The sequence below is a fragment of the Streptomyces musisoli genome, assembly GCF_016741855.1.
GTDB classification, from domain to species: Bacteria; Actinomycetota; Actinomycetes; order Streptomycetales; family Streptomycetaceae; genus Streptomyces; species Streptomyces musisoli.
The window spans coordinates 174,325-194,712 of sequence record NZ_JAERRH010000005.1; the positions used below are offsets into that span (position 1 = coordinate 174,325).

General features: G+C 71.9%; 13 protein-coding genes, 1 tRNA gene and 1 pseudogene. 8 read left to right on the forward strand and 7 right to left on the reverse strand.

All coding sequences use genetic code 11. The features are described from left to right. The first annotated feature begins 123 nt into the window (after positions 1-123). Positions 124-198, forward strand: a tRNA-Ala gene (locus JK361_RS16090). A gap of 136 nt (positions 199-334) precedes the next feature. On the opposite strand, the gene ileS is transcribed toward JK361_RS16090, so the two are convergent. Continuing rightward, complete coding sequence (gene ileS, locus JK361_RS16095) at positions 335-3,511, reverse strand: isoleucine--tRNA ligase (protein WP_201818156.1); 3,177 nt, start codon at positions 3,509-3,511, stop codon at positions 335-337. A 604-nt stretch (positions 3,512-4,115) separates the two neighbouring features. Here ileS and JK361_RS16100 point away from each other — a divergent pair. The 4 genes from JK361_RS16100 (at position 4,116) to JK361_RS16115 (ending at position 7,224) form a co-directional block, all read left to right on the forward strand. After that, on the forward strand, positions 4,116-5,048 hold the full coding sequence (locus JK361_RS16100; RefSeq protein ID WP_201818159.1) for a TraR/DksA C4-type zinc finger protein: 933 nt from the start codon (positions 4,116-4,118) through the stop codon (positions 5,046-5,048). Positions 5,049-5,115: 67 nt separating this feature from the next. Continuing rightward, positions 5,116-5,751, forward strand: coding sequence for a signal peptidase II (gene lspA, locus JK361_RS16105; protein ID WP_201818162.1), 636 nt, complete (start codon positions 5,116-5,118; stop codon positions 5,749-5,751). 61 nt (positions 5,752-5,812) lie between these two features. Next, positions 5,813-6,757: an RluA family pseudouridine synthase gene (locus tag JK361_RS16110; RefSeq protein ID WP_201818165.1), complete on the forward strand. Its 945-nt coding sequence runs from the start codon at positions 5,813-5,815 to the stop codon at positions 6,755-6,757. Further along, on the forward strand, positions 6,754-7,224 hold the full coding sequence (locus tag JK361_RS16115) for a GNAT family N-acetyltransferase (protein WP_201818168.1): 471 nt from the start codon (positions 6,754-6,756) through the stop codon (positions 7,222-7,224). The genes JK361_RS16110 and JK361_RS16115 overlap by 4 nt, the downstream gene beginning before the upstream one ends. 149 nt (positions 7,225-7,373) lie before the next feature. On the opposite strand, the gene JK361_RS16120 is transcribed toward JK361_RS16115, so the two are convergent. Beyond that, positions 7,374-12,557 carry a S1 family peptidase gene (locus JK361_RS16120; RefSeq protein ID WP_201818171.1) on the reverse strand — a complete coding sequence of 1,728 codons (5,184 nt, stop codon included), beginning with the start codon at positions 12,555-12,557 and terminating at the stop codon, positions 7,374-7,376. Between the two features lie 8 nt (positions 12,558-12,565). Next, on the reverse strand, positions 12,566-12,877 hold the full coding sequence (locus JK361_RS16125; protein ID WP_201818173.1) for a trypco2 family protein: 312 nt from the start codon (positions 12,875-12,877) through the stop codon (positions 12,566-12,568). Positions 12,878-13,120: 243 nt separating this feature from the next. Here JK361_RS16125 and JK361_RS16130 point away from each other — a divergent pair, with 243 nt between their 5' ends. Continuing rightward, entirely contained in the window at positions 13,121-14,707 is a 1,587-nt protein-coding gene (locus JK361_RS16130; RefSeq protein WP_201818176.1) for a Na+/H+ antiporter, read from the forward strand. Positions 14,708-15,003: 296 nt separating this feature from the next. Beyond that, positions 15,004-15,138 (forward strand): annotated as a pseudogene (locus JK361_RS16135) (oxidoreductase); the annotation flags it as partial. A 27-nt stretch (positions 15,139-15,165) separates the two neighbouring features. On the opposite strand, the gene JK361_RS16140 reads toward JK361_RS16135, so the two are convergent. Beyond that, entirely contained in the window at positions 15,166-16,275 is a 1,110-nt protein-coding gene (locus JK361_RS16140; protein ID WP_201818182.1) for a mechanosensitive ion channel family protein, read from the reverse strand. A 105-nt stretch (positions 16,276-16,380) separates the two neighbouring features. Between JK361_RS16140 and JK361_RS16145 the strand changes: the two genes are divergently transcribed. Further along, positions 16,381-16,953 carry a dienelactone hydrolase family protein gene (locus tag JK361_RS16145; RefSeq protein ID WP_201818185.1) on the forward strand — a complete coding sequence of 191 codons (573 nt, stop codon included), beginning with the start codon at positions 16,381-16,383 and terminating at the stop codon, positions 16,951-16,953. Between the two features lie 21 nt (positions 16,954-16,974). Here the strand turns inward: JK361_RS16145 and JK361_RS16150 are convergent, their stop codons facing one another. The 3 genes from JK361_RS16150 to JK361_RS16160 form a co-directional block, all read right to left on the reverse strand. Beyond that, the gene (locus JK361_RS16150; RefSeq protein WP_201818187.1) at positions 16,975-18,645 is read right to left on the reverse strand and encodes an alkaline phosphatase D family protein; all 1,671 of its coding nucleotides are present in this window, start codon (positions 18,643-18,645) and stop codon (positions 16,975-16,977) included. A gap of 80 nt (positions 18,646-18,725) precedes the next feature. Continuing rightward, a complete protein-coding gene (locus JK361_RS16155) occupies positions 18,726-19,538 on the reverse strand; it encodes a DsbA family protein (RefSeq protein WP_201818189.1) in 813 nt (270 codons plus the stop codon). A gap of 120 nt (positions 19,539-19,658) precedes the next feature. After that, positions 19,659-20,345, reverse strand: a complete 687-nt coding sequence (locus tag JK361_RS16160; protein ID WP_201818191.1) for a hypothetical protein — start codon at positions 20,343-20,345, stop codon at positions 19,659-19,661. Between the last annotated feature and the right edge of the window lie 43 nt (positions 20,346-20,388).

The following is a 20,388-nucleotide window of genomic DNA, read 5'->3' on the forward strand; positions in this document are numbered from 1 at the left end:
GGGGCGCGGGGCGGCGTCGATGGGCGGCTCCGCCGCGTGGGCACACGGTTCCCGCTCCGACGGGCAGCCCTCGAAAACCGGTGAGCGTTCGATGACCGGCCTTGGTAACGTCCTCCGTGCGCCGGGGCGCGTAGCGCAGATGGTCGTCGCGCCTCGATGGCATCTAGGAGGACGCCGGTTCGAATCCGGCCCGCTCCGGCGCGTCCGGTCGCTCTTCCGTGAGGAGGAGGTCGCCGGTTCGAATTCAGGCCCGCTCCGGCGCGTCCAGTGGCTCTGCCGTGACGCCGAAGGCCCGGCCCCCGCTCGGGGGGCCGGGCCTTCGGCGTTCCGGTGGTTACGCCTTGCGGAGGCGGAACGCGAGCGACAGCCCCTCGTCGGTGAAGGGCTCGCCGAACGTGTCGTCCGCCTCGCCCTGGGCGAAGTCGGTCGCGAGGACCTCGTCGGCGATCAGCCCGGCGTGCTCGGTGAGCGCCGCGGCCACCGCCGGGTCCGTGGAGGTCCAGCGCAGGGCGATCCGGTCGGCGACGTCCAGACCGCTGTTCTTGCGGGCCTCCTGGATCAGCCGGATCGCGTCGCGGGCAAGGCCCGCCTGCCGCAGCTCCTCCGTGATCTCCAGGTCGAGCGCCACCGTGGCACCGGAGTCGGAGGCCACCGACCAGCCCTCGCGCGGGGTCTCCGTGATGATCACCTCGTCCGGAGCGAGGGTGACCGTCTCACCGTCGACCTCCACGGACGCCGTGCCCTCGCGCAGCGCGAGGGAGAGGGCGGCCGCGTCGGCGCCCGCGACGGCCTTCGCCACGTCCTGGACGCGCTTGCCGAACCGCTTGCCGAGCGCCCGGAAGTTGGCCTTGGCGGTCGTGTCGACCAGGCTGCCGCCGACCTCGCTGAGCGAGGCCAGCCCCTCGACGTTCAGCTCCTCGGTGATCTGGGTGTGCAGCTCCGGGTCGAGGGAGCTGAACCCGGTGGCCGCGATCAGCGCACGGGACAGCGGCTGGCGGGTCTTGACGCCCGACTCCGCGCGCGTGGCGCGGCCCAGCTCCACCAGCCGGCGGACCAGGACCATCTGCTTCGACAGCTCCGGGTCGATCGCCGTCAGGTCCGCCTCCGGCCAGGCGGCCAGGTGCACGGACTCCGGCGCACCCGGGCTGACCGGGACGACCAGGTCCTGCCAGACCCGCTCGGCGATGAACGGGGTGATCGGAGCCATCAGCTTGGTGACCGTCTCCAGCACCTCGTGCAGCGTGCGCAGCGCGGCCTTGTCGCCCTGCCAGAAGCGGCGGCGCGAGCGGCGGACGTACCAGTTGGACAGGTCGTCGACGAAGGCGGACAGCAGCTTGCCGGCGCGCTGCGTGTCGTACGCCTCCAGCGACTGGGTCACCTGGTCGGTCAGCGCGTGCAGTTCGGACAGCAGCCAGCGGTCCAGCACCGGCCGCTCGGCCGGGGCCGGGTCCGCCGCGGACGGCCCCCAGTTCGACGTGCGGGCGTACAGCGCCTGGAAGGCGACCGTGTTCCAGTACGTCAGCAGCGTCTTGCGGACGACCTCCTGGATGGTGCCGTGGCCGACCCGGCGGGCCGCCCACGGGGAACCGCCGGCCGCCATGAACCAGCGCACCGCGTCCGCGCCGTGCCGGTCCATGAGCGGGATCGGGTCCAGGGTGTTGCCCAGGTGCTTGGACATCTTGCGGCCGTCCTCGGCGAGGATGTGGCCGAGGCACACGACGTTCTCGTACGACGACTTGTCGAAGACGAGCGTGCCGACGGCCATCAGCGTGTAGAACCAGCCGCGGGTCTGGTCGATCGCCTCGGAGATGAACTGCGCCGGGTAGCGGCTCTCGAACAGCTCCTTGTTCTTGTGCGGGTAGCCCCACTGCGCGAACGGCATCGAGCCCGAGTCGTACCAGGCGTCGATGACCTCCGGCACGCGTGTGGCCGTCTTCCCGCAGCCCTCGTGCGGGCAGGCGAAGGTGACCTCGTCGATGTACGGGCGGTGCGGGTCGAGGTTCGACTGGTCCGTGCCGGTCAGCTCGGACAGCTCCGCGCGGGAGCCGACGCAGGTGAGGTGGTCGTCCTCGCAGCGCCAGACCGGCAGCGGGGTGCCCCAGTAGCGGTTGCGGGACAGCGCCCAGTCGATGTTGTTGTTCAGCCAGTCGCCGAAGCGGCCGTGCTTGACCGTCTCCGGGAACCAGTTGGTCTTCTCGTTCTCCTGGATGAGACGGTCCTTGATCGCCGTCGTGCGGATGTACCAGGAGGGCTGCGCGTAGTAGAGCAGCGCGGTGTGGCAGCGCCAGCAGTGCGGGTAGCTGTGTTCGTACGGCAGGTGCCTGAAGAGGAGGCCGCGCTGCTGGAGGTCCTCGGTGAGCTTCTCGTCGGCCTTCTTGAAGAAGACGCCGCCGACCAGCGGGACGTCCTCCTCGAAGGTGCCGTCGGGGCGGACCGGGTTGACCACGGGCAGGCCGTAGGAGCGGCAGACCTTGAGGTCGTCCTCACCGAAGGCGGGGGACTGGTGGACCAGGCCCGTACCGTCCTCGGTCGTCACGTACTCGGCGTTCACCACGTAGTGCGCCGGCTCAGGGCTGTGCCCATCGGTTCCCTCGCTGACGCTCGGGAACTCGACCAGCTCGAACGGGCGCCGGTAGGTCCAGCGCTCCATCTCGGCGCCGGTGAAGGACCGGCCGGTCGGCTCCCAGCCCTCGCCGAGCGCCTTGGCGACCAGCGGCTCGGCGACGACGATCTTCTCCTCGCCGTCGGTGGCGACGACGTAGGTGACCTCGGGGTGCGCGGCGACCGCCGTGTTGGACACCAGGGTCCAGGGGGTCGTCGTCCACACCAGCAGCGAGGCCTCGCCGGCGAGCGGGCCGGAGGTGAGCGGGAAGCGGACGTACACGGACGGGTCGACGACCGTCTCGTAGCCCTGCGCCAGTTCGTGGTCGGACAGGCCGGTGCCGCAGCGCGGGCACCAGGGGGCGACACGGTGGTCCTGGACCAGCAGGCCCTTGGAGAAGATCTCCTTCAGCGACCACCAGACCGACTCCACGTACTCGGGGTCCATGGTCCGGTAGGCGTCGTCCAGGTCGACCCAGTAGCCCATGCGGGTCGTCAGCGCGGCGAAGGCGTCGGTGTGCCGGGTCACGGACTCGCGGCACTTGGCGTTGAACTCGGCGATGCCGTACGCCTCGATGTCCTGCTTGCCGGAGAAGCCCAGCTCCTTCTCGACGGCCAGCTCGACCGGGAGGCCGTGGCAGTCCCAGCCGGCCTTGCGGGCCACGTGGTAGCCGCGCATGGTGCGAAAGCGGGGGAAGACGTCCTTGAAGACGCGCGCCTCGATGTGGTGGGCGCCGGGCATGCCGTTGGCGGTGGGCGGGCCCTCGTAGAACACCCATTCCGGGCGGCCCTCGGACTGCTCCAGGCTCTTGCTGAAGATCTTCTGGTCGCGCCAGAAGTCGAGCACCGCGTGCTCAAGCGCGGGCAGGTCGACCTGGGCGGGCACCTGGCGGTACGTCGGCGCTGTCATCTGCGAGCATCCTCCAACGGACTTGCTGCCTTCCGTCGGAGGGACGAGAGCCTTCGTTCCTGTCTACGCCGTGTGCGGCGCGCTCCCGCGGTACCACCCTCCTTGGCCCTCCGCCACGCCGTACGCGCCGGTGAGCCCCCTCATTGGGGTCGCGAAGCCGGCTCTACTCGCCGCAGCGCTGAGGCTGCGGGTTTCTTCCGGCGGCTCCGGGGTGATCTTCACGTCGCGCTCGCCCCCGGGCTCACACCGTCCCCGGGTCGCTCTGGGCTGCGTACGCCGCTACTCGTCCCCATCCACGCTTCTCGCTCCGCCCAGTGTACGGCGCCGCACGGACAGCGGCGGACCGGTTTTCCGCGCGGCGACGGCGGACGCCGTGCGACCGGGCCGCGTGACCCGAATGGCGAGGGGGCGGCTGCCCGGGTTCGGGCGGGCCGGTCGCGGCGGATTACCCGGCGGGGAGCGGGGCACAACGGATGCAGGCCCGCGGCTCGGGGGTGCGGGCGGGCGAATCGGGCGGTGTGCCCCGTTGCCGCGGGACTGAAGTCGATTTATCGTCCCAGAACGATTCGCGAGCAACATCACAGTATGTGAAGGGGTCGCGGCCATGGTGGCGAAGAAGACCGCCGTACAGCAGCCGGCGACCGGGAAGACCGGCGCGAGGCCTGCCACCAAGAAGACGGCTCCGGGCACGACAGCCGCCGAGAAGTCGGCCGCCAGGAACTCGGTCGCCACGGAGGCGGTCGCGAGGAAGGCGGTCGCGAGGAAGGCGGTCGCGAAGAGGACGGTCGCGAAGAGGACGGACGCCGCGGCGGCGGGCGCCGACGCGACGACCGGGAAGACGGCCGGCAAGAAGACGGCCGGGAAGAAGGCGACGACCGGCGGTGCGGTGGCGGCCGGTAAGCCGGCCCACAAGGGTTCGGCGGCCCCGAAGACGGCCGCCAAGAAGACCGCCGCCGAGAAAACCACTGGTCAGAAGGCCGCGGTGAAGGGGGCGGCCCAGAAGGGCACGGCCAAGAAAGCGGGCGCGGCGCACGCCGCGAAGCAGACGGGAGCCACGACGGTGGTTGCGAAGAAGACTCCTGGCACGGCCACGGCGGAACAGACCGCCCTTCCCAAGGCGCGGGCTGCCGCGGTGGAGCCCGGCGAGCTGGCGGTGCGCCCCGGTGAGGACCCCTGGACCGCGGAGGAGGTCGACGAGGCCCGCGCGGAGCTCCAGTCCGAGCTGAAGCGGCTGCGAGAGGAGATCAGCTCGTCCGAGGCGTCCCTCGTCGGCCTGATGCGGGACTCCGGGGACGGCGCAGGCGACGACCAGGCCGACACCGGCACGAAGAACATCACGCGCGAGCACGAGCTGGCCCTCGCCGCCAACGCGCGCGAGATGCTCACCCAGACCGAGCGAGCCCTGGAACGGCTGGACGCGGGTACCTACGGCCTGTGCGAGAACTGCGGCAACCCCATCGGCAAGGCCCGCATGCAGGCGTTCCCGAGGGCCACGCTGTGCGTGGAGTGCAAGCAGAAGCAGGAACGTCGCTCCTGAGCGTGGGGCGGCGCCGGACCGTGCCGTAGTCTCGTCCCCAGTCAGGCACCTAGGTTGAGGGACTCACGTGGCAGAGGCGGAGCGCATCATCGGTACGCCGGACACCCCGGACGGCGACGACGGGCGGACGACGGCGGCCGGAGCACCCGCCGGCTCCGGCGCGGCCGGGGACGCCGGCGCGGGCGAGCGGCAGACCCCGGCGCCGTCGCGGACCGGTCGCGGGCGCCGGATCGCCGTGCTGTTCGCGGTGGCGGTGTTCGCCTACGCCCTCGACCTGGTCAGCAAGCTGCTCGTCGTGTCCCGGCTGGAGGGCCACGCCCCGATCCGGGTCGTCGGGGACCTGCTGGAGCTGCACGCGATCCGCAACCCGGGGGCGGCCTTCGGGTTCGGCGCGGCCTTCACGATCATTTTCACGCTGATCGCCGCGGCCGTGATCGTGGTGATCATCCGGCTGGCCCGCAAGCTGTACAGCTTCCCCTGGGCGATCGCGCTCGGGCTGCTGCTCGGCGGCGCCCTCGGCAACCTCACCGACCGGATCTTCCGGGCGCCCGGCGTCTTCGAGGGCGAGGTGGTGGACTTCATCGCGCCCAAGGGCTTCGCGGTGTTCAACCTCGCCGACTCGGCGATCGTGTGCGGCGGCATCCTGATCGTGCTGCTGTCCTTCCGCGGGCTGGACCCCGACGGCACGGTCCACAAGGACTGAGCCGGGGCACTTGTCCACAGGCTCGTTCGGGCGCGGCTGAGCCGTCCGGCATACTCGACGGGTGAGCACGATTCCCGAGATCCGAACCCTGCCCGTGCCCGACGGCCTGGAGGGCGAGCGCGTCGACGCCGCCATCTCCCGCATGTTCGGCTTCTCCCGCACGAAGGCCGCGGAGCTGGCCGCGGCCGGCAAGGTCCAGGTCGACGGCGCGGTGGTCGGCAAGTCCGAGCGGGTGCGCGGCGGCGCCTGGCTCGAGGTCGAGATGCCGCAGGCGCCGGCACCGGTCCAGGTGGTCGCGGAGCCGGTCGAGGGCATGGAGATCGTGCACGACGACGATGACGTGGTCGTGATCGTCAAGCCGGTCGGCGTGGCCGCGCACCCGTCGCCGGGCTGGTCCGGCCCGACCGTCATCGGCGGTCTCGCCGCCGCCGGATACCGGATCTCCACCTCCGGCGCCGCCGAGCGCCAGGGCATCGTGCACCGCCTGGACGTCGGCACCTCGGGCCTGATGGTGGTCGCCAAGTCGGAGTACGCGTACACGTCGCTCAAGCGCCAGTTCAAGGAGCGCACGGTCGACAAGCGGTACCACACCCTCGTCCAGGGCCACCCGGACCCGACGAGCGGCACGATCGACGCGCCGATCGGCCGCCACCCGAACCACGACTACAAGTGGGCGGTCACGGCCGAGGGCAAGCCGTCGGTGACCCACTACGACCTCATCGAGGCCTTCCGCGCCGCCTCCCTGCTCGACGTGAAGCTGGAGACCGGCCGCACCCACCAGATCCGCGTCCACATGTCCGCCCACCGCCACCCCTGCGTCGGCGACCTCACCTACGGCGCCGACCCGACCCTCGCCAAGCGGCTCCGGCTGACCCGCCAGTGGCTGCACGCCGTGCGCCTCGGTTTCGAGCACCCCGGCGACGGCGGCTGGGTGGAGTTCGCGAGCGACTACCCCGAGGACCTGCAGAAGGCCCTCGACCAGGTCCGGGAGGAGACGTGGGCGTGAGCCCGGCGTCCTACACGGTCCGGATCGCCGAGGACCCCGCCGACCGCGAGGCATGCTTCGCGGTCCGCAAGGAGGTCTTCGTGGTCGAGCAGGGCGTCGCCGAGGACATCGAGTACGACGCCCACGACGCCGTGGCGGTGCATGTGCTGGCGGTCCGCGAGGACGGGGTGCCGCTGGGCACCGGCCGGCTGCTGTACGGCGAGGCGGCGGCGAAGAAGACCGGCGGGGACCCGTCGGTCGGCTCGCTGGGGCGGCTCGCCGTCTCTCGCGCGGCGCGCGGGCTCGGCGTCGGCGCGGCCCTGGTGCGCGCCATCGAGGACGCGGCACGCGCGCGTGGCCTCGCCTGGGTGGACCTGCACGCACAGACCCACGCCCTGGGCTTCTACGAGCGCCTCGGCTACACGGCGTACGGCCCGGAGTTCCCGGACGCCGGCATACCCCACCGGGCGATGCGCCGGGGCCTGTAGAACACGGCCCGGCCGATGCGCCGGGGCCGGTGGGACACGGCCCGGCGGGCGGGACGTGGGCGAGGCCGGCCCCGGCTCGGGCCCGCCGCCCCGGGCCACCCGCCCCGAGTCACCCGGCCGGTCATCCGCCCCGAGTCATCCGCCCCGACTCACCCGGCCAGGCCGAACAGCGTCGCGAAGTGGCGTGCCCGCTCGGCCGCGTCCTCGTTCATGTCGGTGCGCACGAGGAGCAGCTCCACGATCTCCTGGCCGTGTCCCTTCGAAGGATCGGACACGAGGCGCGCCTCGTACCTGCGCAGCCACGTCAGCGCGTGGTCCGCGGCCTGGCGTGCCCGGTCCCGGCCGAGGTGGTCCAGCGCGAGGAGGGAGCGCAGGACCAGGCGGGACTTGAACTGCGGCATGTGCGTGTCCAGCCAGTCGAAGGACCAGGTGACCACGGAGGTGAGCCGGTCGTCCGGCAGGTCGCGCACGCGCAGCAGGGCGTCGAGGAAGAAGCAGGCGTCGAAGGCGGTCGGGTCGGGCCGGATCCAGTGGTAGGCCCGGTCGACCGAGGCGGCCGAGACATGGCCCGGGATCTCCGTACGGCACAGGACCACCTTCAGCAGCCTGGGTGCGCTGATCTCGCCGAGATTGCCGTCGCACCAGCTCAGGGCGCGGCAGGCGACTTTCGTCAGCTGGGCCGGGGTCAGGTCGGAACGTTCGAGCAGGGGCTCCAGAACGGACTGGATGTCCCGGCCGCCGCGCTCGGCGCTCATCCAGGTCAGCGAGTGTTCCACCAGCGCGGAGACGTCCCGCGGCGTCAGCCACGGCGACGCGTTGAGAGGAGCCAGGATGTGTGCTGCCTGGTCGATGCCGTCGTGCGACTCCAGCCACCGCAGAGCGGTGCCCACCGCCTTCCGCTGCTCGGCCGGCGCCAGGTCGTGGCGGGCGAGCAGCTTCCTGAGCACGTGCTGGGCGTCTTCCAAGGCGGCGTGACCCCGCAGCCAGAGTTCGACGTGCGGCAGGACCGCCCGGAGCCGGTCCTCGCCGAGGTCTCTCCGGTCGAGCACGCCGGTCAGCACGGAGCTGGCCTGGGGCGCCGGGACGTGCCGCCGCAGCCACCGCTCCGCCGTGCCGAACGCGTGGTCCAGGGCCGCGCCGGTGAGCCGCTGCCTGCTGAGGAGGAAGCCGAGGTGCCAGGCGCTGTCCTGGCTGTCCGGATGGGACTCCGTCCACTCCAGGACGACGGAGGCGATCGACTCGAAGGCGTCCTGGGTCAGCAGCCGCCGGCCGAGCAGGTCCCTGAACCGGTCGAACGAGGGCAGTTCGCCGTTGCTCCGCTCGAGCCGGGCGAGCGCCTCGGAGAGCGAGCCGGCCGCCTCCGCGGCCGCGGCGGCCCTGTCCCTGGCCGCGTGGACGGCGGCGATCTTCGGACTGCCGGGGTTCACCGCCACCCACCTGGAACCGGCCGCCTCGACCCGGGACCGCTGTTCGCCGGTGAGGTCCGTCCGCCCCAGCAGTTCGATGAGGACGTTGGCCGCTATGGGGTGCTCGCCGTGTGTGTGCGCCCAGACGGTGGCCATTTCGACCACGGTGCGGCGGTCGGCCTCGTCCAGTTCCTCGCGGCGCAGCAGGGCGCGTACCGTGCGCTCCGCCCAGTGGTTGTCGAGATGGCGCCGTGCCCAGGGCAGCGCCCGGGAGACGGCCCGCTCGGTCTCGGACGGTTCGAGGTCGGTCCGGAACAGCAGGCTGCCGAGGACGCGACCCGACATGGGCACGTCGGTCTCGTGGCGGTCGAGCCACGCGAAGGACAGGTCGAAGAGCGCGCGCACGTGCTCGCCGTCCAGGTCCAGCCTGTCGATGTCCCGCCGCAGGAGCAGGTTGAACAGGACGACGCCCGCCGCATGTTCGAGACGGTTCGGTGTCAGCCAGGCCATCGCCCGGGACAAGGTGGCCGGCACGGACTCCGCGGGCAGGTCGGGCCGGGACAGGAGGGCTCCGAGGACGAAGCTGGTGCCGGTGCCGTTCGGATGGTGGTCGAGCCAGGCCAGGGCCACGGCGGACGTCCGGGTCATGACGTCGTGGGCCAGGTGCGGCCGTTCCAGCAGGGCACGGACGACGTGGCTGGCCGAGGGGCCGGTCCCGTGCGCCGCGAGCCAGTCCAGCGCGGCCGACACGTGTCCCGCGGCCTCCTCCTCGGAGACGTCGCGCTGCCCCAGCAGCCTGACCAGGGCGTAGCTGTTCTCCTCGTCGTGCGGCTGGCCCTCCAGCCGCCGCTCGGCGTACCGCGTCGCCATTCCGCGTTCGTCCGCGGTGAGGCCGTCGTACGTGAGGAGGAAGTTGATGATGCGGTCCGCGTTGTGCTCCAGCGCGTGCAGCCGCAGCCAGGCATCGGCGTAGGCCACCGTCCGCCGGGTCTCCTCGGGCGTCAGGTCGGGCCTTTCGAGCACGGTGCGGATGAAAAAGTCCGCGGCCGTGTCCGTGACATGGTGTTCCAGCCACTCGTCGGCGAGCCGGACGGTGGTCGCGCGTTCGGCGTCGGTCAGGTCGGGTCGCTTGAGCAGCAGTTCCAGTACGTACGTCCAGTTGGACTCGATCGGCTGGGCCCGGGTCCAGCCGATGCCGGACCGTACCGCGCCGCGCAGCTCGGGGTCGGTCAGGTCGCCGCGCGTGAGCAGCCTGCCGAGCACGTGACTGGCCTCCTGGCGGTGACCGTTCGTGCCGAGCCATTCCCCGGCGTGCCGGAAGGCCGTCCGCCGCGCGTCCCGGGTGGGCTCGTCGCGCGAGAGCAGCTTGGCGAGCACCCGCCATGCCTCCGGCCACGTGCTGTACTCCCGCAGCCACTGCTCGGCCGCCTGGACGGCCTTGCGTGCGTTGAGCCGCAGGGCCGGGTGGTCCAGAAGGGGGGCGAGCACATACGTGGCCTCGCGCTTGCCCTTGTGGTGGCCGAGCCACCGGAGGGCGGCGGCGACGATCCGCTGTTCCTGGTGCGCGGTCAGGTCCCTGCGCGTCAGCATCTTGGCGAGCAGGTGGCTCGCCTCGGCGAGGGAGGAGTTGTCGGCGAGCCAGGTCACGGTCGCCTGGAGGACGTCGGGCAGGAACCGCGCGCCGACCTCGTCGCGTTCGAGCAGGATGGTCAGCACGAAGCTGCCCTCGCGGCGCCGGTTGTGGAGTTCCAGCCAGCGGAGCGCGGTGGGCACGAGGCGCTGAGCGGCGTCGGTCGGCAGGTGCCTGAGGCCGCGGCGGAGAACATGGCGGGCGTTGACGGTGTCGCCGTACTCCTCCAGCCAGGGGGCGACGATCTCGGACCAGTGCTCCGCCAGGGCGCCGGCCCACGGAGGGCCCGAGCAGATCGCGCCCAGCGCGTAGCCGCCGACGTCGGGGTCGCGCTGCATGACGTCACCGATGGCGGCGGCGTTCCCGGCGAACCAGTCCGCGAGGACGTCGCCGACCTCCGCGTCCCGCTGCCGCAGTGCGAGATCGTCGAGCAGCCGGGCGAGGTTCGTCGCGTAGCGGCCGATGGTGCGGGCCTCGGTGAAGCAGCCGGCCAGCAGGTCGTGGGTGCGGGGCTTGTCGACCCGGGTGCCGTCGGGGCGGATCACCGAATCGGTCAGCTGGTCGCAGACGATGTCGTGGGCCACCTCCAGGTGCCCGCGCTCGCCTTCCAGCCAGCCGAGCCCGATCAGGGCGTCGACGACGGTGTCGGCCCGCCCGGCGCCGCTCGCCGTCGTGGCCAGTGCGACGCGGGCCGCTTCCCGGACCTCGGCCTCCGGCTGCGGGCATGCCGCCGCGGCGGCCGCGGCGGCGACGAGGTCGTCGGTGGCGTGCACGCCGTCGAGGGGCGACCGGGGAGCGGGCACGGTGAGGGCGTCCTCGTGCAGCCGGGCGTGCAGCCACTTGGCGAGTTCCCCGCCCTCGCGCATGCCCGCGAGGTTGGGCGGGGCGAGACCGCGCACGACCCGGCGTTCCACTTCGGAGGCGATGAGCAGGGTGAGGATGGGGCGGTGGCCGCACAGCCGCCGCATGCGGGGCAGGCCGTACTCGTCCACGGCCGTCCGGGCGAGGTGGTGCAGGCCCTGGTCGGTGACGGCCCGCATGAACTCCTCGTCCTGCCGCAGATGCACCTCGCCGAAGAAGGACCGCAGGCGGCTCCTGTGCTGCTGAAGCCAGCCCGGCCGCACCGACGCCAGGAACACCACCTCGATGCCGGCCTTCTTGGCGTCGGGGAGCAGACGGCCCTTGACCGCCTCGAGGTCGAGCGGTGACTCGCCTTCCTTGTCGGCGATGAACAGGTTGAGGTAGTCGAGCACGACGAGGACGTCCTCGGAGCCGGCCAGGACCGCCTTCGCGATCTCGTCGACGAGTGACGCGGATCCGCCGGGCCTGACGTGCAGCACCCGCCAGCCGGCCTCGTGGGCCACGCGGCCCACCTCGATGCCGGTGCGGGTCTTCCCGGTGCCGGCCGAGCCGACGAGCAGCAGCCCGGTGTCGTCGCCGTCCAGGATGCGGCTCATGATCCTTTCGGGGTCGGCCTCGTGGTCGTCCCCCGGGGAGACGAACGGCAGGTGATCGGAGATGAGGTTCCGCTTGAAGCCGGTCAGGCCGGCGAGCAGGTCCTTCTGTTCGACCACCGCGGCCAGGGTGTCCTCACCGCCGGCCTGGGAGACGTCGGTGGGCCTGAGCTTGGCCGCCCTGATGCCGTCCGTCTTCAGCACTTCCCTGAAGCCGGGATCCTCCAGCGCACCCGCGATCGGTTCGGCCTCGACGGTGTTCGTTCCCGTGACGGTCCGGCACTGGTGCTGCACGCCGACGAGGAAGTGTCCCTCCGTGGTGAAGAAGGCGGCGCCCGACATGCCTTTCCACAGCTCGGCCTCCGGGGCCGGGAAGCTGGGCGCATCGGTGATCGCGATGTCCAGCATGCCGGACTTCAGGTTCGAGCCGAGCCGGACCGCGCCCGCGGGCGCGAAGCTGTCGCGTCCGGCCAGACCCGGCCGCTCCGGGCGATGGGCGAAGCGGGGGAAGCCGTTGGCGGACACCTGCACCGTGCCGGGCGCGGAGGGCAGGCGGCCGAAGCGGACCAGGGGTACGCCGGGCACGGGCGCGCGCAGCTTGAGCAGCGCCAGGTCCTGGGTCTTCGAGCGCCACGCCACGTCGGCGGGGAGTCTCTCCTCCGAGCCGCCGAGCATGACGCTGATGGTGTACGGGCCGGCGGCGGCCGTCGTCGGCCGCAGGAGGTGCCGGGCGGTGAGCACCACACTCTTGCTGATGAGAAAGCCCGAGCCGTACTCCGTGTCCCCGCCCTGCCGCACCAGGACTTCCGCGACGCGCGCCCCGTGGTCGACCCCGCCCCCCATACCCGTCCCTAGCCGATCAGGTCGGAGACGTCATCTCCGGTCAGCACCGTGGTCGGCTGTCCTTGCCCGTCGTACGTCTCGGGGGACAGGCGCAGCTTGATGACATGGGTCCGGGTGTCCTTGGACCCGCCGGTGAGGTCACCGGAGAGCACCCAGAACTTCACACCGCCCTTGACCTGCTTCGTCTTCTCGACGGCGACATGGAGTTCCAGGTCGACGGAATCGATCCGGAACCGGACGTCCTTGCCGTCGGCCTCGGCGCGGGCGGCCTCGATCTCGGAGCGCAAGGACGCGAGAAGGTCGGATAGTTCGATGTCCACTGTGACCTCCAGGAGGGTGCCGAGGACGGCGACCGGCGCGGCGGAACTCGGCCCGACTGAGCTGACAAGACGTCAATCCTACGGTCGCTGAAAGACGTTGGCGGTCGGGCGGCGGTGTGTCTCGGGTGGGCGAGCAGTGTATGCGAACACGCGGGTCGGACCAAGGCGGTCGTGGGGAATCCGCAGGTGGCGGTGGCAGACTTGAGGTCTGCCGTGTGATCGTCGACCCCCGGAGTGCCGTCCGTGGATCAGCTGGCTCTGTTGTTCGTACTGCTGCTCGGGGCCTTGGTGAGCGTCCCGGTGGGCGACCGGATGGGGGTGCCGGCGCCGGTGCTGATGACCCTGTTCGGCGGGGTGCTGGCGGTGGTCGACTTCGTGCCCAACGTCGACATCCCGCCCGAGCTGATCCTGCCGGGGCTGCTGCCGCCGCTGCTCTACGCCGCCGTACGCCGGACCTCCTGGCGGCAGTTCGCGGCCAACATCCGCCCGATCTTCCTGCTGGCCGTCGCCCTGGTGTTCGTGACGACGGTGTGCGTGGCGCTCGTCGCGAACGCGATCGTGCCCGGGCTGCCGATCGCCGCAGCCGTCGCGCTCGGCGCCCTGATCGCACCGCCCGACCCGGTCGCCGCGACCAGCGTCGCCGGGCAGCTCGGACTGCCGCGCCGACTGGTGTCGATCCTGGAGGGCGAGGGGCTCTTCAACGACGTGACGGCCATCGTGCTGTACCACGTGGCGATCGCCGCCGCCGTGAGCGGCGCGTTCTCGCCCTGGCGGGCCGGGCTGGACCTCGTGCTGTCGGCCGTCGTCGCGCTGGCCGTGGGCCTCGTGCTGGGCTGGGGCGCGAACAAGGCGATGGACCTGCTGGGCGATCCGACCCTCCAGATCGGCATGACCCTGCTGGTGCCGTACGCCTCCTACGTGCTCGCGGAGAAGCTGCACGGCTCCGGGGTGCTCGCCGTGCTCACCGCGGCGCTCTTCCTCGCCGAGTACGCCACCGACGCGGACGACGTGATGACCAGGCTCGCCGGGCACACCTTCTGGGACATCATCGACACCCTCGTCACGGGCGTCGCCTTCGGGCTCATCGGTCTGGAGCTGCACAACGCCGTCCGCACGGCCCAGGGGCGGTGGGGCGAGATGCTCGGCTGGGCGGCCGCCGTCGTGGGGGTGGTGATCGTCGTACGGCTGATGTGGCTGCTGCCGGCGACCTGGCTGACCAAGCGGCTGCACGCACGGCGGGACTACGACGAGGAGATCCCGGTGAGCTGGCGGGAGACCGTCGTGATGTGGTGGTCCGGTATGCGCGGGGTGGCCTCGGTGGCGCTGGCGCTGGCCGTGCCGCTCAAGGCCGACGACGGCTCTCCGTTCCCGGACCGGGACGAGATCATCTTCATCGCCTTCGGGGTCATCGTCGGCACGCTGGTGGTGCAGGGGCTGACGCTGCCCTGGCTGGTGAAGCGGCTCGGGGTGCGGGCCGACTCCGTGCGGGAGAAGGAGTTCGAGAAGGAGCTGGCGGTGCGCGCCGCGAAGGCGGCCAAACGCCGGCTGCGGGAGATCGAGCAGGTGGAGGAGCTGCCCGAGGAGCTGTCCGAGCAGATGCTCCGGCGCGCCTACGACATCGGCATCCGGATCAGCCCGGACATGGGGGAGGCGGAACGGCGGGAGGCGCAGCGGCAGCGGGCCAGGCGGCTGAAGCGGGTGCGGCGCATCCAGGGCGAGATGCTCAGCGCCGCCCGGCACGAGGTGCTGGCCGCGCGGAGCGAGCCGGGGGCGGATCCGGAGGTCGTGGACCGGGTGCTGCGCCATCTCGACGTGCGCAGCCTGCGGTGAGACGTCCGCGGCCCGCGGTCCGGCATGCGCGGTCTGCGGTGGGACGCGTGCCGCAGGCGGTGTGGCGCGTGCCGCCTGCGGTGGGCCGAGCGCCGGCCGCGGCGGGCCGAGCACGGTCCGCGGTGAGCGGTGCGTCCATACGTGCCCGGATAGTCATATGAATGTGCCGATCCTGTGGATGACTCCCGGCACCCCCGGCGCATCGCTCCTACGCTCGGATCATGAGTCGCAACATCGTGATCAGTGGGGGCGGCACGGGAATCGGACGGGCGGCGGCGCACGCCTTCGCCGTGGTCGGGGACACCTCGAACGGTCGCGCCGGCACGCCGGGTGGCGTGGCCGAGACCCTGTACTGGCTGGCCTCGCCCGCGGCCGGGCACATCACCTCCCAGGTGATCCAGGTGAACGGAGGTGCCGAGCGCGGCCACTGAGCGCCCGCCCTGCGGCCCGGCCCCCGGTCAGCCGCGGCCTCCGGTGCGGGGGAAGTCGTAGGCCCTGCGGAGGGAGGCGCCGTCGGGGGAGGGGATGCGGTGGGGCGGAAGCACGGACTCCGCCGTGTTCACCCGGGGCAGCGCGTAGGGGTGCTCGGCGGACAGCCAGGTGATCATCTCCTCGCGCACCGTGACCCGGACCGTCCAGATGTCGTCCGCGTCCTTCGCGGTCACCAGGGCACGCACCTGGACGGTGTTCGGCGTGGAGTCCGTCACTTGCAGGCTGCAGGCGCGGCCGTCCCAGGCCGGACACGCACGCAGGATGTCCCGCAGCTTCTCGCGCATCGCCTCCATCGGCACGCTGTGGTCGAGGTGCCAGTAGACGATCCCGGTCATCTGCGGGGTGCCGCGGGACCAGTTCTCGAAAGGCTTGGAGGTGAAGTAGGACACCGGCATGGTGATCCGGCGCTCGTCCCAGGTCCGTACCGTCAGGAAGGTCAGGGTGATCTCCTCGACCGTGCCCCACTCGCCGTCCACGACGACGGTGTCGCCGAGCCGGACCATGTCCCCGAAGGCGATCTGAAGCCCGGCGAACATGTTCGACAGCGTGGACTGCGCCGCGACGCCGGCCACGATGCCGAGGACTCCGGCGGAGGCCAGCAGGGACGCGCCGGCCGCGCGCATCGCCGGGAACGTCAGCAGCATCGCCGCCGCGGCGACCACCCCGACGATCGCCGACACCACACGCATGATCAGCGTCACCTGGGTGCGGACCCGCCGGACCCGGGCGGCGTCGTGGTGGACACGCGCGTAACGGGTGTACGTCGTCTCGACCACGGCCGCCGCGATCCGGATCACCAGCCAGGCCGCGGCCCCGATGAGCACCAGGGTCAGCGTCCGGCCGATGCCGGTCCGGTGTTCCTGCAACAGTTCGGCCTCGTCGTAGGAGCCTCTGAGCAGGGCCGCGCACAGCACCAGCTGATACGGCACGCGGGCCCGCCGCAGCAGGCCCCACAGCGGGGTCTCGCTGTGGCGCTCGTCGGCCTTGCGCAGCAGTACGTCCGTGGCCCAGCCGATGAGAACGGTCAGGAACACGGAGACGCCGACCACGATCACGGGGCGGACTACGTTCTCCATGCCTCGGAACCTAACCGGCTTCGGCGGGGCATGAACATGTGAGTTCGGCGCGTGTGTGGGTATGGGCCGCGGCACGGCCCGGTGCCCGGCTGGCACCATGGCCTCATGAACATCATGCTCTTTCACTCGACCTACGGGCTCAGGCCCGCGGTGCACGACGCCGCGGACCGGCTGCGCGCTGCGGGCCATGAGGTGTGGACGCCTGACCTCTTCGCGGGGCGCACGTTCGACACCGCCGAGGAGGGCATGGGGTTCAAGGAGGAGATCGGCAAGGAGGAACTGCTGAAGCGGGCCGTGCTGGCGGCGGCGCCGTACTCGGACCGGGGGCTGGTGTACGCCGGGTTCTCGCTCGGGGCCTCCGTCGCCCAGACCCTCGCCCTCGGCGACGACAAGGCGCGCGGGCTGCTGCTCCTGCACGGCACGTCGGACATCGCGCCCACCGCGCACGTGGACGAGCTGCCGGTGCAGCTGCACGTGGCCGAGCCCGACCCGTTCGAGACGGACGACTGGCTGAGCGCCTGGTATCTCCAGATGGGCCGGGCCGGCGCCGATGTGGAGGTCTACCGGTACGCCGGTGCCGGGCACCTGTACACCGACCCCGGGCTGCCGGACTACGACGCCGAGGCCGCCGAGGCCACCTGGCGGGTGGCGCTCGGCTTCCTCGAGTCGCTCGGCTGAGCGGGACGCTCCGGTGCGCTCTTACACCGGGTCGTAGGTCCGCTCGATCTTCTGTGTGCCGCTGCGGGTGCGGTACGAGCGCGTCCAGCTGGACGTGGCGTTCGCGCTGGTGCGGTCGGACAGGACGTAGTAGTCCATCTGCGCCCGGTCGGCGGTGATGTCCAGCACGCCGTAGCCGTGCCGGTCGGTGTCCACCCAGTGGACGTGCCGGTTGGCGGCCTTGATGACCGGTGAGGCGATCGCGGAGACGGTGCCCTCGGGCACCTTCACGATGTCGTCCAGGTTGTCGGAGGTCACCGAGGTCACCACGAACTCGGTGGCGGCCGACGCCGACAGCGGGTAGGTGCCCGCGTCCACCGGCACGTCGTTGGCCCACGCCATGTGGATGTCACCGGTCAGGAAGACGGTGTTGCCGATGGCGTTGGAGCGCAGATGGGCCAGCAGCTCGCGGCGGTCGTCGGTGTAGCCGTCCCACTGGTCGGTGTTGGCGGCGATGCCTTCCTGAGGCAGCCCGAGCAGCTTGGCGAGCGGCTTGAACAGGTCTGCGGAGAGGGAGCCGAAGGAGAACGGCGAGATCATCACCGAGTTGCCGACCAGCCGCCACCTGGTGTCGGAGGCCTTCAGGCCGGCCTTCAGCCAGTCCAGCTGGGCGCGCCCGGTGAGCGTGCGCTCCGGGTCGTCCACCGAGCCGCTCGCCGTGGACGCCTGCTGGGAGCGGAACGAACGCAGGTCCAGCAGCGACAGGTCGGCGAGCTTGCCGAAGCGCAGCCGCCGGTAGGTGGTGCCGGCGATGGCCGGGCGGACCGGCATCCACTCGAAGTAGGCCTGCTTGGCGGCGGCCTGACGGGCCGCCCAGGTGCCCTCGGCGCCCTCGGTGTGGTTGACCGCGCCACCCGACCAGGCGTTGTCGGCGAACTCGTGGTCGTCCCAGATCGCGACGACCGGCGCCTTCAGGTGCAGCGCCTGGAGGTCGGGGTCCGTCTTGTACTCGGCGTGCCGGATCCGGTAGTCGGCGAGGGTGAGGATCTCGTTGGCGGGGGCGTGCGGGCGGACGACCTTGCCCCGGGCCGCGTACTCGCCGGACTTGTACTCGTAGATGTAGTCGCCGAGGTGCAGCCAGGCGTCCAGGTCGTTGCGGGCGGCGAGGTGGCGGTAGGCGGAGAAGTAGCCGGCCTCCCAGTTGGCGCAGGAGACGACGCCGAAGCGCAGACCGGACACGTCCGCGTCCGCCGCCGGCGCGGTGCGGGTGCGCGCCGCCGGGGAGTCGGTGCCACCGGCCGAGAAGCGGAACCAGTAGTCCGTGGCCGGTGCCAGGCCGCGGATGTCGGCCTTGACGGTGTGGTCCGAGGCGGCCGTCGCGGTGGTGGAACCCTTGGCGACGATGGTGCTGAACGCCTTGTCCCGGGCCACGACCCAGCTGACCTCGGTGTCCGGGCCGGCCCCGGAGCCCGGTATGGCCTCCGGGGTCGGGGTCACCCGGGTCCACAGCAGGACGCCGTCGGGCAGCGGGTCGCCGGAGGCGACACCGTGCAGGAAGGCGGGGGCGTCCGTGGCGGCGCGGGCCGGCAGCGCGGCGGCCAGCGGGCCGGCCAGGACAGCGGCCGCCGCCGCGGCCTTGACGACCGTACGGCGGCGGGGCGGAAGCGGATCGAGGCCGTTTGCGGCCTCGGCTGATCTGTATCGACTGGTCACGACCGATCAGGTTACTGATCGGTACGCGTCAAGGCGGGCGAACCCGCAAAAGTTCGCCCGCAGTTCGACGGGACGTCGGGTCAGTCCTTGAGGGCCGCCTCCAGCGCGGTGTTGAACTCAGCGACGGACATCGGCGCGTTCTTGCCGTCGGCACCGGTCAGGTTCTTGCCGTCCATCCGCAGGGTCGGGGTGCCCCTGACGCCGTCCTTGTCGAACACCTTGGACTCCTCCAGTGCCCACCGGTCGTAGGTGCCGTTCTTCACGGCCTTCTGGAACGCCGCGTTGCCCTTCAGGGCGGGGACCGTGTCGGCGATCTTGATGAGGTAGGCGTCGTCCTTGAACTTGTCGTCGGTCTCGGCGGGGTGCCACTTCGCCGAGTACATCACGGACTTGTACTCCAGGAACGCCTCGGGGCTGACGTTCAGAGCGGCGCCGAGGGCGCTGAGCGCGTTCTTGGAGCCCTCGCCCGGCAGGCTGTTGTCGAGGAAGGTGGCGCCGACGTACTGGATCTTGAACTTGCCTGCGTCGAGGTCCTTCTTCACCGTCGGACCGACCGTCTGCTCGAACGTCGCGCAGACCGGGCAGCGCGGGTCCTCGTACAGGACGAGGGTCTTCTCGGCGCTGCTCTTGCCGAGGACGATCGTCGTGCCGTCCTTGCCGGAGGTGTTGGCCGGCTTGACGAGCCTGTGGTCCTTCGCGGCCTCCCAGTAGGCGGGCTTGTTCATCTGGACGACGGCGTAACCGATGCCGCCGGCCGCGGCCAGGACGCCCACGACCGAGGCGGCGACGACCAGCTGCCGCCTGACCTTGTCGCGCTTGGCCTGCCGCTCGCGCTCCTGGCGCAGCCGCTCCCGGGCCGCCGTCTTCGCCGCCTGGCTGTTCCGCTTGCTCATAGTGATCTCCATGTGGGACGCGCACACGTCGTACGCGGGATACGTGTGGGGGACTGGTCGTGCTCAGGCGCCGTCGGGCCGTCGGAGAGCGGCTGTCGCTCCCGCGGGAGCGGTCGTCGCTCAGACGAAGACGGCGGCAGGGGAGCACGGCGGTCCACGCCGTCCCAGGGAGTGCACGAGGAGCCGGTCGCGGGCGGCGGCGCGGCGCGGGGCCGGCCGGGGCAGCCGGCGGGCCGGCAGCGGCCGTACGGCGACCGCGGCCACCGCCAGCAGCAGCGGCCGGAACGTGGAGGCGGCTACGGCGCACAGCAGCTGGGCCAGCGCCCGCTCGCCCCGGCGCAGCCAGGCGGCGGCGAGCAGACCCACCCCGAGGTGCGCGGCGAGCAGCAGCCAGGCGGCGGCCGGGCTGGCGTGGGCGAGCAGTGCCCCGATGTGCCCGGGGTCGCTGGTCACCTGGGCCAGCGGGGTGCCCACCTGCCCCTCGCACAGCACGTCCAGGCCGACCGCGCGCAGCGGGCCGGCGATCGGGCCGCCCGCCCGGCCGTAACAGGTGTGCTGACCGGTGGTGAACACCGTGTCGGCGGCCAGCTCCAGCGGGATCAGCAGGGCCGCGATCCGTCCGAAGCCGCGCTCGCGGCCCGCCAGCGCGTACGCGGTGAGGAACACCCCGGCGGCGACCGCGCCCACGGTCGCCGCCGGCAGCGGAGCACGGGACAGCAGCACGTGCGACGCGGTGCTGAGCGTCACGACGAAGGCCGTGAACAGCGCCGCGCGCACGGCTCTGAGCGGAGTCCCGGATATGTCCATAGCGAGAGGAGAGTCTGTCACGTACGCCGGTAAGGGACCCCTA